At 70.6% G+C, this 13,051-nt stretch carries 11 protein-coding genes; 6 read left to right on the forward strand and 5 right to left on the reverse strand.

Features of this window, described 5'->3' with window-relative positions; all coding sequences use genetic code 11:
- Window positions 1-403 precede the first annotated feature (403 nt).
- A complete protein-coding gene (locus tag AC3WLN_RS07080) occupies window positions 404-2,479 on the forward strand; it encodes a M23 family metallopeptidase (RefSeq protein WP_492480344.1) in 2,076 nt (691 codons plus the stop codon).
- A gap of 40 nt (window positions 2,480-2,519) precedes the next feature.
- Here the strand turns inward: AC3WLN_RS07080 and gluQRS are convergent, their stop codons facing one another.
- Genes gluQRS through AC3WLN_RS07095 form a run of 3 tightly spaced genes read right to left on the reverse strand, consistent with a single transcriptional unit; the run spans window position 2,520 to window position 5,872 of the window.
- On the reverse strand, window positions 2,520-3,425 hold the full coding sequence (gluQRS, locus tag AC3WLN_RS07085) for a tRNA glutamyl-Q(34) synthetase GluQRS (protein WP_492480345.1): 906 nt from the start codon (window positions 3,423-3,425) through the stop codon (window positions 2,520-2,522).
- 27 nt (window positions 3,426-3,452) lie between these two features.
- Window positions 3,453-3,734, reverse strand: coding sequence for a hypothetical protein (locus AC3WLN_RS07090; protein WP_492480346.1), 282 nt, complete (start codon window positions 3,732-3,734; stop codon window positions 3,453-3,455).
- 38 nt (window positions 3,735-3,772) lie between these two features.
- A complete protein-coding gene (locus tag AC3WLN_RS07095) occupies window positions 3,773-5,872 on the reverse strand; it encodes an ATP-binding protein (protein WP_492480347.1) in 2,100 nt (699 codons plus the stop codon).
- 219 nt (window positions 5,873-6,091) lie between these two features.
- On the opposite strand from AC3WLN_RS07095, the gene trpA reads away from it, so the two are divergent.
- The 4 genes from trpA (at window position 6,092) to AC3WLN_RS07115 (ending at window position 10,294) form a co-directional block, all read left to right on the forward strand.
- Complete coding sequence (gene trpA / locus AC3WLN_RS07100) at window positions 6,092-6,949, forward strand: tryptophan synthase subunit alpha (RefSeq protein ID WP_492480348.1); 858 nt, start codon at window positions 6,092-6,094, stop codon at window positions 6,947-6,949.
- Window positions 6,950-7,011: 62 nt separating this feature from the next.
- Window positions 7,012-7,923, forward strand: coding sequence for an acetyl-CoA carboxylase, carboxyltransferase subunit beta (accD, locus tag AC3WLN_RS07105; protein WP_492480401.1), 912 nt, complete (start codon window positions 7,012-7,014; stop codon window positions 7,921-7,923).
- Window positions 7,924-7,970: 47 nt separating this feature from the next.
- On the forward strand, window positions 7,971-9,296 hold the full coding sequence (locus tag AC3WLN_RS07110) for a bifunctional folylpolyglutamate synthase/dihydrofolate synthase (RefSeq protein ID WP_492480349.1): 1,326 nt from the start codon (window positions 7,971-7,973) through the stop codon (window positions 9,294-9,296).
- A 128-nt stretch (window positions 9,297-9,424) separates the two neighbouring features.
- Window positions 9,425-10,294, forward strand: coding sequence for an outer membrane protein (locus AC3WLN_RS07115; RefSeq protein ID WP_492480350.1), 870 nt, complete (start codon window positions 9,425-9,427; stop codon window positions 10,292-10,294).
- Window positions 10,295-10,492: 198 nt separating this feature from the next.
- Here AC3WLN_RS07115 and trxA read toward each other — a convergent pair whose 3' ends face one another.
- Window positions 10,493-10,813 carry a thioredoxin gene (gene trxA, locus AC3WLN_RS07120; RefSeq protein WP_055956782.1) on the reverse strand — a complete coding sequence of 107 codons (321 nt, stop codon included), beginning with the start codon at window positions 10,811-10,813 and terminating at the stop codon, window positions 10,493-10,495.
- A gap of 333 nt (window positions 10,814-11,146) precedes the next feature.
- On the opposite strand from trxA, the gene AC3WLN_RS07125 reads away from it, so the two are divergent.
- The gene (locus AC3WLN_RS07125; protein WP_492480351.1) at window positions 11,147-12,430 is read left to right on the forward strand and encodes a PQQ-dependent sugar dehydrogenase; all 1,284 of its coding nucleotides are present in this window, start codon (window positions 11,147-11,149) and stop codon (window positions 12,428-12,430) included.
- A 37-nt stretch (window positions 12,431-12,467) separates the two neighbouring features.
- Here the strand turns inward: AC3WLN_RS07125 and AC3WLN_RS07130 are convergent, their stop codons facing one another.
- The gene (locus tag AC3WLN_RS07130; protein ID WP_492480352.1) at window positions 12,468-13,031 is read right to left on the reverse strand and encodes a TetR/AcrR family transcriptional regulator; all 564 of its coding nucleotides are present in this window, start codon (window positions 13,029-13,031) and stop codon (window positions 12,468-12,470) included.
- Window positions 13,032-13,051 lie beyond the last annotated feature (20 nt).

Here is a 13,051-nt window from a genome sequence, read left to right on the forward strand (position 1 = left end):
ATCCCCCTCACAGGGGATCCGCAAGAGCAAATACGCCGCCCACGCTTCTCTTTCTCAGATTCACTTGTCAAAGAACACCGCACCCAACCAAACCAAACAGCAGAGCAAGCCCAGAAACCCAGGCTCAAAACCCCGCCAATCGTCAGGAGATGCAAAAGCAAGCCGCCAACCCCGTTGGCCGCCCGCCGATGAACCGGGGTATACGGACCACACCCGAACCCGTCAACACCTTTGTCGAAAAATCTTCACATCCGTCGCGAACACCGTGCCGGCCGCCCGGTGACGCCGTGCCCGAAACGTGCCTCAATCTCGACATGCTGGGCCACGACATCGGTCGCCGGCCGCGCCCCTGCGCTGCGATCTCTCGCGCCGGACCGGCGAACCACGGATAGGAACCATCCCATTGAAGCGCGGCCGTCTCAAGATCGGGGAGCAGGACGGCCCAGGCCAGGACGCTGCGGGTGAATCCCGTGCGGCCGCCCGCGCTCCCGTCGGCAACCTGCCGCCCCTCGACCTCCTCGGCCCGGATGCCACGCGGATCGACCGGCGCGACGTCAATCTGCGCTGGCTCTGCGCCAGTGCCCTCACGGGCCTGACCGGAGCGGCCCTGATCGGCGCGGCGATCCACGTCTCGCTCCAGAGCGAGGTCTCCTTCGCGGCGATCCCCGAGCGCGCCTCGAACGCCGTGCGCCCCGCGCTGAGCGACGGGACCGCCAACGTCGCGCGCAAGAGCGACCGGCTCGTGCGCAACCTGATGATCGCCTCGGCCAAGCAGAGCTTCCGCTCGCCCATCACGGTGCGGCTCGGCGACCGCGAGATCATCAAGGTCCGTCCCTTCATGCGCGTCTCCACCGCGCTCTCGATGACGACCGGGGTCTTTGCCACCGAGATGCCGCGCTTCGACCCGATGAAGCTCAGCACGGACGAGCCCCTGGAGCGCGCCCCGGAGCCGGGCCTCGGCGACGCGCCGGGCGCCGAGGTCTCGGTGATGAAGCGGGATCTCGCCGGTCTCGAGGTCGAGGCGGGCGCGCCTGCGCTCTCCGACGACGACGTGGCGGCGCAGATCGAGGAGGAGCGGCGCCTCTCGGCCGAGGCCGGCCGCCGCGCCGCGATCCCGATCGCCCCGCAGATCATGCTGTCGCGCACCCTGCAGCAGGGGATGGCGAGTTCGGCCTTCGATTCGACCGCCCGCCTCGGGGACGAGGCCTCGCCGTTCAAGTCCATCGACGTCCTGGTGGTGCCGGAGAACGTGACCAGCCTCGCCAAGAGCGGCGGCGGGGCCGAGCCGCCGCTGGTGGAGGAGCGCGACCTCGCCCTCAAGCGCGGCGAGACCCTGGAGGCCGCGCTGAAGAACACCGCCCGCGTCAGCGACGAACAGATTCGCGGCATCGTGGCGGCCCTCGGCGGCCGCACCCGGACGGCGGACCTGTCCGAAGGCCAGCAGTTCCGGGTCCAGGTCGCCCCCGGCCCGAGGCCCGGCGATCCCCGGCAGGTCACCCGGGTGGTGCTCTACGGCGAGACCGGCATCGAGGGCATCGCCGCCATCAACGACCGCGGCAGCTTCGTTTCGGTGGCGCCGCCCACGGAAGATGCGCCGTCGCGCGCGGCCCCGGTCGCGGCCGAGGCCTCGGAGGACGGCGAGGAGGAAGGGGGCACCGGGCCGCGCCTGTACCAGAGCCTCTACGAGACGGCGGCCCGGCACGACCTGCCGCGCGGCGCCGTCGACGACCTCGTCAAGATCTTCGGCTACGACGTGGATTTTCAGCGCCGGATCTCGCAGGGCGACAGCCTCGACGTCTTCTACACCTTCGACGACGAGGGCGCGCAGGGCTCGACCGATCGGCCCGAACTCCTCTACGCCGCGCTCAATCTCGGCGGCGAGGCCCGCAAGGTCTACCGGTTCCAGTCGCCCGACGACGGGACGATCGACTATCTCGACGAGCAGGGCCGCTCGCTCAAGAAGTTCCTCATCCGCAAGCCGATCGCCGACGGCATCATGCGCTCGGGCTTCGGCTACCGACGCCATCCCGTCCTCGGCTACGCCAAGCTCCACACCGGCGTGGATTGGGCGAACCCGATCGGTACGCCCATCGTGGCCGCCGGCAACGCGACGGTGCTGAAGGCGGATTGGGATTCCGGCTACGGGCGTCGGGTCGAGCTGCAGCACATCAACGGCTACGTCACCACGTACAATCACATGTCCCGGTTCGCCCGCGGCATCACCGCCGGCGCCAAGGTGCGCCAGGGCCAGGTGATCGGCTATGTCGGCTCGACCGGCCTCTCCACCGGTGCCCACCTGCACTACGAGGTCATCATCAACGGCCACTTCGTCGATCCGATGAAGATCCGCGTCCCCCGCGGGCGCGAGCTCGACGGCCGGATGCTCGCCGAGTTCACGCGCCAGCGCGAGCAGATCGAGGGCACGATGCAGAAGTCGCGCACGGCCTCCGCCATGGCGCAGCGCGACGTGATGCGCTGAGCGGCGCGGGTCTCCCCCGTCGAGGACAGAGGCCGCGTCGCTACGAAAAACCGAGGCGCTTCCGGATCGCGGCCGGGGTCTCGCCGTCTGCACGCAGATCGGCGAGGGATCGCGAGCCGCGGGACTTCGCGAGCTTCTCGCCCGCGGAATCCAGCAGCAGGCCGTGGTGATGGTAACGGGGCGACGGCGCCCCGACGAGCGCCTGCAGCAGCCTGTGCAGGTCGGTGCTGGCACGGAGATCCGCGCCGCGGACCACGTGGGTGACGCCCTGTTCGGCATCGTCCATGACCACCGCGAGGTGGTAACTCGTCGGCACGTCGCGGCGGGCGATCACCGGGTCGCCCCAGCGCGCCGGATCGGCGGCCTCGTCCCGCTCGGCCCCGATGTGCCGAAGCCCCCTCCCCTCCCCCGTATCCACCGTGAAGGTCCGCACCGCATGCGGTCCGGGGGCCGCCGCCAGGGCGCGGGCCATGTCAAGGCGCCAGGTATGCGGCTCGGCGGCGGCGCGGCGGCGATCGGCGAGGTCCTTCGGAAGCGCCCGGCAGGTCCCGGGATAGAGCGGTGCGCCGTCGGGATCGCGGGGCACGGCCGTTCCCCGGGCCGCGGCCTCGGCTTCCACCGCCGCCGCGATCGTGCCGCGGGAGCAGAAGCAGGGATAGGCGAGGCCGCGTTCGGCGAGGGCGAAGACCTGGCGGCGGTAGGCGTCGAGATGCTCCGACTGGCGCCGCTCGGGCGGCACGAACCGCAGGCCGAGCCAAGCGAGGTCGTCGCGGATGGCCTGGACCAGTTCGGGCCGCGACCGCACCGGATCAATATCCTCGATCCGCAGCAGCAGGCGCCCCCTCTCGCCCTGGGCGAGGGCGTCGTTGAGGAGGGCGGAGAAGGCGTGGCCGCAATGCAGGCGCCCGTTCGGGCTCGGGGCGAACCGAAACACCGGCGCGGTCACGGAGCGATCACCCCGACTGTCGCGCAATCAGCCGCCGACGCGGCGCAGGCAGCTCTGTTCCTTCGGCACGCAGGCGATGCCCGGCAGCGAGCAGGCGACGCCGCCCTCCCCGCGCTGGCAGACCCGGCAACCGTCGCCCCATTCGGCGCAGGCCGTATCCTCGCTCGGGGCGATGGCCGCCCGCGGATGCGACGGGGCCGGTACGGCGGCCCCGATCAGGACCGTCGCGGCGGTGAGGGCGACGACGCTCCAGGCGACCCGGCGGTCGTGGTTGCGCGTCGGCGCGTCGGTGGTGAGGTCATCGGCCATGCCGCGGTGTTCGCGCGGGCGGCCGGGCGTGTCAACGCTCAAGCGGCCGCCGCGCGGCGGGCCAGCAGGTCCGGCAAGGCGCGCAGATCCAGCGGCTTGGCGAGAAAATGATCGAAGCCGGCAGCCCGGGCCTCGCGCTCGTCGTCGCGGCCGGCATTGGCCGTGAGGGCGACGAGCCGCAGGGCCGGCGCCCGCCCCTCGGCCTCGCCCGCGCGGATGCGCCGGGCGGTCTCCAGGCCGTCGAGGCCGGGCATGCGGATATCGAGGAGGGCGAGATCGAAGGGCGCATGGTCCGAGGCCTCGCGGATGCGGGCGAGGGCTTCCTCCCCGTCCCGCGCCAGGACGACGACGGCCCCGAGGCGCTGCAGCGCCTTGGTGGCGAGGAGCGCGTTGATCGGATTGTCCTCCGCCAGCAGCACGCGCGGGCCGCCGGGGACGTCGGGATTGCCGGGCTCCGGGCGCGCGAGGTCTCCCCGATGGGTCGTCCGTCCCTCTGGATGCGGCGCCTGCGGCTGTCGTTCGATCCGCGGGGAGGCGGGGGCCAGCAATCGGTCGAACAGCGACCGGGCGCGGACCGGCTTGACGAGGTAGCTGTCGAAGCCCGAGGCCGCCGGGGCACCGAAATCGCGCCGATCGAAGGGCGACAGCAGCACCAGGCAGCAGCGCACCCCGTGACGCCGCGCCTCCCCGGCAAGGGTCCGGACCGCCGCGTCCCCGAGAGTGCGATCGGCCAGAACCGCGTCGAAGGCTGCGTCCGGGAGGGCCGCGAGTCCCGCGTCGAGATCCGGCACCACCTGGGCGGAAGCACCCGAGCGGGTGAGCCGGCGGGCGAGATAGGGCGCCTGGAACGGCGAGGTCGCGACGATGAGGACGCGGCGGCCATCGAGGCTGGGCGGCCGCTCGCGGTCCGACTCGGCGACACCGAGCGGCAGGAGAACCGTGAAGGTGCTGCCGATGCCCGGATGCGAGGCGGCGTCGATGCGGCCGCCCATGCGGGTGACGAGGCGGCGGGTGATGGCGAGACCGAGTCCGGTCCCCTCGTACCGGCGGCTGGCGCTGCCGTCGCCCTGCTCGAACTCCTCGAACAGGCGCGGAATGCGCTCCTCCGGAATGCCCGGTCCGGTATCCGCGATGGCGATGCACAGCTGGCCGTCGCCGTAGGAAAGCTCGACGCCGACGCCGCCGGCCCCGGTGAACTTGATGGCGTTGCCCGCGAGATTGACCAGGATCTGGCGCACCCGGTCCGCATCGCCGATCACGAGGCGGGGGACCTCGTCGGCGATGTCGACGGCGATCTCGATGCCCTTGTCCTGGGCGCGGGGCGCCAGCAGCTCGACCACCCCCTCGGCGATCTCGGCCGGATCGAAGGGCTCGGCGGCGAGATCGAGGCGTCCGGCCTCGATGCGCGAGAAGTCGAGGATGCCGTCGATGAGGGTGAGCAGCGCCTTGCCGGAGGTGCCGATGGATTCGACGTAGGTCCGCTGCTCCGGATCGAGGCCGGTCTCGAGAACGAGGTCGGCCATGCCCAGGATGCCGTTCAGCGGCGTGCGGAATTCGTGGCTGACGGTGGCGAGGAAGCGCGACTTGGCGACGTTGGCGGCCTCGGCTCGGGTCAGGGCCTCGTCGAGGGAGCGCGCCGATTCCACCCGCTCGGTGATGTCGGCGCCGGCCCGCAGCCATTGCGTCTCGCCGGTGCTGCCCGGCACCGGCATCTCGATGAACGAATACCAGCGCGGCGGCCCGGAGACCGGGGCGAGCCGCATCTCGATACGGCGTACGCCGTCGGCCTGCCGCACGGCTTCTCCCGTCTCCAGCACCGTCGGCTGCCGCATCGTGCCCAGGAGCGACAGCGGCTCGGCACCGACGAGACGGCCGAAGCCCGCATTGGCGAAGGTGATCCGGCCCTGGGAATCGCGCTGGACGATGATCTCCGTCGTCGCCTCCACCAGGGCGCGGTAGCGCTCCTCGCTCTCGGAGAGGCGCCAGATCCGGTCCTCGAGATGCTCGGTCAGGGCGCCCTCCCGGGGCCCCGGCCGAAGGACGCCCGGGGCCGGACGCGTGAGGGCCCGCAGGACCCAGCCCGCCAGGAAGGCGACCCCCGAGGGGATAAGGACGAGGACGACGTCCTGCGGGATCATGAAGCCGGCCTCCGGCGGGGGAGGTCCCGCCGGGACAGACCATGCCGCCCGAGGTTGAAGGCCGGCTTTCGAAAGGCTGTTAAGAAACCGTAGCCGCGCTCTCCCGCATGCGACGCGACGCGGCACACGCTTCACGGGCCGGTCGCGATGGTGTAGGCGCGGCGGCTTGATCCCGGGCCGCGCCAGGGGCGGCCCCGAGGAACGCGAGACGTGAGAGTCATGACGGCTACGAGTTCGGCAAATCCCGGCCAGGCGCGCATCGCTGCGGCCTTCGCACGCTGCCGCGCCGAGAATCGGGCGGCCCTGGTCACCTACGTCATGGCCGGCGACCCGGATGCCGACACCTCCCTGAAGGTGCTGCAGGCCCTCCCGGCCGCGGGAGCCGACATCGTCGAGTTCGGCCTGCCCTTCACCGATCCCATGGCCGACGGCCCGGCGATCCAGGCGGCCGGCCTGCGGGCACTCAAGCACGGCCAGGGCGTGGTGCGGACCCTCGACCTCGTCCGGCGCTTCCGCGAGGGGAACGCCGAGACGCCCGTGATCCTGATGGGGTACTTCAACCCGATCCATGCCTACGGCGTCGCGCGCTTCCTCGACGACGCCCTCGCGGCCGGCATCGACGGGCTGATCGTGGTGGACCTGCCGCCGGAGGAGGACGACGAACTCTGTCTGCCGGCGCTGGAGAAGGGCCTCGCCTTCATCCGCCTCGCCACGCCGACCACCGACGAGAAGCGGCTTCCGGCCGTCCTCGCGAACACCGCCGGCTTCGTCTACTACGTCTCGATCACGGGCATCACCGGCACGGCGACCCCGAACTTCGACCGCGTCGCCGAGGCGGTGGGCCGCATCCGCCGCCACACCGATCTGCCGATCGTGGTCGGCTTCGGCGTGCGCACCGGTGCGGACGCCGCCGCCATCGCCCGCGGCGCCGACGGCGTGGTGGTCGGCTCGGCCCTGGTGGACGCCATGCGGGCGACCCTCGACGCCGAGGGCGTGTCGACGGGCCGGACGGTCGAGGCCGTCAGCACCCTGGTGTGCGAGCTCGCCGAGGGCGTCCGTTCCTCGCCCCGCGCCTGACGCAATTTCACGAGACTTTCCGGCTCGCTCGCTTCGAGCCCGCACAAGGACGCCGTCGCATGATGGTTGAACCGATGAACTGGATCTCGGAGGTCGTGCGCCCCAAGATCAAGACCCTGTTCAAGCGCGAGACCCCGGAGAATCTCTGGGTGAAGTGCCCGGATACGGGCCAGATGGTCTTCCACAAGGAGGTGGAGAGCAATCATTGGGTCATCCCGGGCTCCGAGCACCATCTGAAGATGAGCGCCCAGGCGCGCCTGAAGATGATGTTCGACGAGGGCACCTGGATCGATGTGCCCCTGCCGGAGGTCGCGACCGACCCGCTCAAGTTCCGCGACGAGAAGCGCTACGTCGACCGCCTGAAGGACGCGCGGGCCAAGACCGGGATGAACGATGCCTTCAAAGTCGGCTTCGGCCGCGTCTCGGGCCTGCCGATGACCCTCGCGGTGCAGGACTTCGCCTTCATGGCGGGCTCTCTCGGCATGGCGGCGGGCGAGGCCTTCGTGCGTGGTGCCGAGACAGCGCTCGACAAGCGCACGCCCTACGTCCTGTTCTCGGCCTCGGGCGGCGCGCGCATGCAGGAAGGCATTCTCTCGCTGATGCAGATGCCCCGCACCACCGTGGCCGTCCGCCGGCTCAACGCGGCGAAGCTCCCCTACATCGTGGTGCTCTCGAACCCGACCACCGGCGGCGTCACCGCCTCGTACGCGATGCTCGGCGACGTCCATCTCGCCGAGCCGGGCGCCTTGATCTGCTTTGCCGGCCCGCGCGTCATCGAGCAGACCATCCGGGAGAAGCTGCCCGACGGGTTCCAGCGCGCGGAATACCTGCGCGACCACGGCATGGTCGACCAGGTCGTGCACCGGCACGCCCTGAAGGACACGATCGCCAACCTGTGCGGCCTCCTCATGAACCAGGAGCCCGGGACGCAGCCGGCCCGAGCGGCCGCTCTTCCGGTTCCGGAGCCCGCCTAAGGCACCACGCCCGCCGCCCCCTCCCCTCCGCGACGCGACGTTCGACCATGGATTCCTCCGACGCGCTGATGGCGCGCTTCCTCGCCCTGCACCCGCGCACGATCGACCTGTCGCTCGGCCGGATCGAGCGCCTGCTCGCCCGCCTCGGCCATCCCGAGCGCAGGCTGCCGCCCGTGATCCACGTCGCCGGCACCAACGGGAAGGGCTCGACCATCGCCTTCATGCGGGCGATTCTCGAGGCGGCGGGGCTGGCGGCGCACGTCTACACCTCGCCGCATCTGGTGCGCTTCCACGAGCGGATCCGGATCGGGGCCATCGGGGGCGGCCAGTTCGTCCCCGAGGACCAGCTCGCCGACGCCTTCGCCCGCTGCGAGGCCGCCAACGAGGGCGAGCCGATCACGGTGTTCGAGATCACCACCGCGGCCGCCCTGCTGCTGTTCTCCGAGCAGCCGGCGGACGTGCTGCTGCTCGAGGTCGGCCTCGGCGGCCGGGTGGACGCCACCAACGTGATCGACCGGCCGGCCGCCGCGGTGGTCACGCCGATCGGGCGCGACCACGCCGAGTATCTCGGCGACACCGTCGAGGCCGTGGCCACCGAGAAAGCCGGCATCTTCAAGAAGGGCTGTCCGGCGATCATCGCCGCTCAGGATTACGCAGAGGCGGATTCGGTGCTGTGCCGTCTCGCCGAATCCGTCGGCGCCACCCCGATCCGCGTCGGCAACCAGGACTTCTCGGTCCATGCCGAGCGCGGGCGCCTCGTCTATCAGGACGACGTCGACCTGTTCGACCTTCCGAAACCCCGCCTGAACGGCCGCCACCAGTTCACCAATGCGGGCACCGCCATCGCGGCCCTGCGGGCGGCGGGCTTCGGCGACATCGGCACCGCGGCCATCGAGGCCGGCCTGAACAACGTGGAATGGCCCGGCCGCCTGCAGCGCCTGAACCGGGGCCGCCTCTCCGACCTCGTCCCGGCGGGCGCCGAGTTGTGGCTCGACGGCGGCCACAACATCGACGGCGGGCGCATCCTGGCCACCGCCATGGCGGATCTCGGCGAGCGCTCGGACGTGCCGCTCGTCCTGATCGTCGGCCTGCTCGGCACGAAGGATGCGGAGGGCTTCCTGCGCCACTTCATCGGCCTGGCACGCGTGCTGGTCGCGGTGCCGATCGCCGGGCAAATGGCGGCGCGGCCCGCCGAGGAGGTCGCGAGCATCGCAGCGGAGGTGGGCCTGAACGCCCAGACCGCGCCCAGCGTCGAGGCCGCTCTGGAGAGCCTGTCGAACATCGCCTTCGAGCGGCCGCCGCGAATTCTGATCTGTGGCTCGCTCTACCTCGTGGGCGCTGTCCTCACCGCCAACGGCACGCCTCCCACCTGATTTTCCTTAACTTTTCCGGCTCCGTTCACGTCCACGTCAAGTCCGCGGTGTGACCCTGGCGCTACATCTTGGCTGTGGAAACTGAAGTAGGTTCTCCCTCGATCGGGCATATCGCTGGGGATCAAATAATGAAAAAGCTTCTTACGTCTTTCGCGGCCTTCACGGCCCTCACCGCCGCCGCTTCGGCCGCCGACCTTCCGCGCCGCGCGGCTCCGCCGGTGTTCGTGCCGGTGCCGGTGTTCACCTGGACCGGCTTCTACGCCGGTTTCAACGCCGGTTACGGCTTCGACGCCAGCGACCGCGGCACCAACGTCTACAACAACGTCTTCCCGAACCTCGTTCGCGGTGGCCCGAACCTGATCGCCGGCGCCGGTGGCCCGTCGCAGGTCGCCTACTCGAACAACTCCAACGAGGGTTTCACGGGCGGCGGTCAGATCGGCTACAACTACCAGTTCACCCCGGGCTCGGGTGTGGTCGTCGGTATCGAAGCTGACGCGCAGTACGTCGACTTCGGCCGCAGCCGGAACAACTTCGTCCTGACCCCCGGCTTCGCTCCCGTCGCCGGCGTCACCTTCGTCGATCCGCGCGGCACCGCCAGCCTCGACTACTTCGGCACCGTCCGCGGCCGCATCGGCTACGCCTTCGACCGCGTCCTCTTCTACGGCACCGGCGGCTTCGCCTACGGCGCCGGCAGCAACGAGCGTTCCTTCGGCGGCTTCCGCGGCAACGACGACTTCCGCACCGGCTACGCGGCTGGCGGCGGCATCGAGTACGCCCTGCCGACCGACTCCTTCCTGAACTTCTTCCGCTCCTCGGCCGTCACGCTCAAGGTCGAAGGCCTGTACGTGAACCTCGAGAACAACAACCGCAACGCTGGCGTCTACGCCTTCGACACCAACGGCGTCCTCTACCGTCAGCCCGGCTTCACGAACCGCAACAGCGGCGCCGAGTTCGCTGTCGTGCGCGCCGGCCTGAACTACAAGTTCGGTTCGTACTAAGCCGACATATCGGGTCTCGAAACGGGGGAGCCCGGCCGCAAGGCCGGGCTTCTTCCGTTTGAGGCTCCCGTCCGACAACCAATTAGCTGCGCCGGCGCAGGTGCGTCCTGCACAACAAAAAAGCCCAGCTTCGCGCCGGGCTTTTTCTGGTTCAGGGCCGCATCGAGGCGCCTGGCCGGCGACCGGCCGCACGAAGGTTCAGGCGCTGGCCTGGATCCAGCGGGACAGATCGCCCTTCGGCGCCGCGCCCACCTTCTGGCTCGCGAGCTGGCCGTCCTTGAAGATCAGCAGCGTCGGGATCGAGCGGATGCCGTACTGCGCGGCAATCCCCGGGTTCTCGTCGACATTGACCTTGGCGATCTTCACCTTGCCCTGGAGATCGGCCGAAATCTCCTCGAGGGCCGGACCGATCTGGCGGCAGGGGCCGCACCACTCGGCCCAGAAATCCACTACGACCGGCTCCGCGGACTGAAGAACGTCCTGCTCGAAGCTCGCGTCGGTCACTTTCACCGTCGCCATGGGGAAACTTCCTTTCCGGTTCCGCCGAATGCGGAACCACCTCTTCGCCGTCATCGCGCTGCGAGACCGTGCGCTGTGTGAGAGACTTGGCGATGGCGGGGGGAACGGTCAAGGCATCCTGCACCGCAAGCAGGGCTGCCCTCCGCCGGGAACGCGGATTGTCCACGCCCGTGCGCGGCGCGCCCCGGTGGCGTCGCCCGCCCCGCGTCGACCCTCGTCAAAGCGTGTCCGTCGCCCCATGTCCCTCTCGTCCCTGCCCCGGCGGGCCGCTTGGCCGGCCGATGGGGCTCGACCCGAAGCCGGCCCCGGTGCCGGTATGGAGGAACACCCGACGTGAAGCGCATCCCCTACAGCCTGCTCGCCACCGCAGCCCTTCTCAGCCTCGGCACGGCCCTCCATGCGCAGGAACCGGCGGGCGCCGAACCGCGGCAACCCAGGGTCGGCGGCGATGCCTTCGCGGCCCCCACCAGCCCCGCCACCGGCAACAGTCCGGCCGAGACCGAGGCGCCGAACGCGCCCTACAAGCCCCTCCTGCCGAACCAGACCCGGGCGCCGAAGCCCGAGGCGGCCACCAAGGTGAAGACCGAGGTCGTGGCCAAGGGCCTCGACAATCCCTGGGCGATGGAATTCCTGCCGGACGGACGCATGCTGGTCACCGAGAAGGCCGGCAAGCTGCGCATCGTCGCCAAGGACGGCACGCCCGGTCCGGCGATTCCCGGCGTGCCGAAGGTCGATGCCCGCGGCCAGGGCGGCCTCCTCGACGTCGCCCTGAGCCCGAGCTTTCCGGCCGACCGGCGGATCTATCTGAGCTATTCCGAGCCGCGCGAGAAGGGCAACGGCACCAGCGTTCTCCGCGCCAAGCTGATCGAGGAGAACGGCACCGCCCGCCTCGACGAGGTCAAGGTCATCTTCCGGCAGATGCCGACCTACGACGGCGACAAGCATTTCGGCTCGCGGCTCGTCTTCGCTCCAGACGGCAAGCTGTTCGTGACGGTCGGCGAGCGCTCGGACAAGGTCACCCGCGTCCAGGCGCAGGACCTCACCAGCGGCCTCGGCAAGGTCTTCCGCATCGATACCGACGGGAATGCGCCCAAGGACAACCCGTTCTCCGGCGGCGAGAAGGCCAAGCCGGAAATCTGGTCCTACGGCCACCGGAACGTCCAGGCGGCGGCCCTCGACCCGCAGGGACGGCTCTGGACCGCCGAACACGGCCCGCGCGGCGGCGACGAACTGAACCGGCCCCGGCCAGGCGTGAACTACGGCTGGCCCGAGGTCACCTACGGCCTGGAATACAGCGGCGAGAAGATCGGCGAGGGCAAGACCCAGGCGGGCGGCACGGCGCAGCCGGTCTATTACTGGGACCCGGTGATCGGCCCCTCGGGCATGGCTCTCTACAGCGGCGACGCCTTTCCGGCCTGGAAGGACGCCTTCCTGATCGGCGGTCTCGTCAGTGAGGGGCTCGTCGCCGTGAAGCTCGACGGCGACAAGGTGGTGACCGAGGAACGCATCCCCCTCCAGGCCCGCATCCGCGACGTCCGGGTCGGCAGCGACGGCGCGGTCTACGCGGTGACGGACGGATCGGACGGCAAGGTCCTGAAGCTGACCCCCGGCAACTGAGGATCCGGCCCCGACCGGCAGCGCAGAGCTGCCGGTTTCAGGGGTCGGGGATCAGGCGGAGCCGAAGCCGCCCCAGCATGCGCCCGAAGGCTGCGGGTTCGTCGAGGGCACGCGCCAGGACCAGACCGCCCTGGATCGCCGCCACGGCCTCCTCGGCGAGGTCGGAGGCGGCCTCCGGCCCATGCCCGACGCGCAGCAAAGCGAGGCCAAGCGCCTCACGCCAGGCCGTGAAGTATCCGGCGATGCGTGCGGCGAAGCGGTCCCGCCCCTCGGTCAGGGCGAAGGCGCCGACGAGGCAGGCCCGGCCGCCCGAGCGGAAATAGCTGTCGGTCTCGGCCAGCATTCGGGAGATCGCCGCACGGGGATCGGCGTCCTCGCGCAGGGGCGCGTAGATCCGGCTCTCGAACCAGTCCTCGATGGCTGCGAGCACGGCGTCGGCCATCTCCGCCTTCCCCCCCGGGAAGGCATGATAGAGGCTGCCCTTGCCGAGCCCCGTGCGCGCGCCGAGGAGCGCGAGGCTCGCGCCCTCGTAGCCGAATTCGCGGAAGACCTCGGCCAGGACGGGAATCGCCGCTGCCCGGGCTCCCTCCCCCTTTCCCATGCCGTTTCCCTTTGCGAGCC

Source organism: Methylobacterium sp. FW306-05-D (genome assembly GCF_058782155.1).

Coding starts and splice junctions, on each gene's coding strand:
- AC3WLN_RS07090 (WP_492480346.1), bottom strand. CDS start 3,734: ATGGCCGATGACCTCACCACCGACGCGCCGACGCGCAACCACGACCGC.
- AC3WLN_RS07095 (WP_492480347.1), bottom strand. CDS start 5,872: ATGATCCCGCAGGACGTCGTCCTCGTCCTTATCCCCTCGGGGGTCGCC.
- trpA (WP_492480348.1), top strand. CDS start 6,092: ATGACGGCTACGAGTTCGGCAAATCCCGGCCAGGCGCGCATCGCTGCG.
- accD (WP_492480401.1), top strand. CDS start 7,012: ATGGTTGAACCGATGAACTGGATCTCGGAGGTCGTGCGCCCCAAGATC.
- AC3WLN_RS07110 (WP_492480349.1), top strand. CDS start 7,971: ATGGATTCCTCCGACGCGCTGATGGCGCGCTTCCTCGCCCTGCACCCG.
- AC3WLN_RS07115 (WP_492480350.1), top strand. CDS start 9,425: ATGAAAAAGCTTCTTACGTCTTTCGCGGCCTTCACGGCCCTCACCGCC.
- trxA (WP_055956782.1), bottom strand. CDS start 10,813: ATGGCGACGGTGAAAGTGACCGACGCGAGCTTCGAGCAGGACGTTCTT.
- AC3WLN_RS07130 (WP_492480352.1), bottom strand. CDS start 13,031: ATGGGAAAGGGGGAGGGAGCCCGGGCAGCGGCGATTCCCGTCCTGGCC.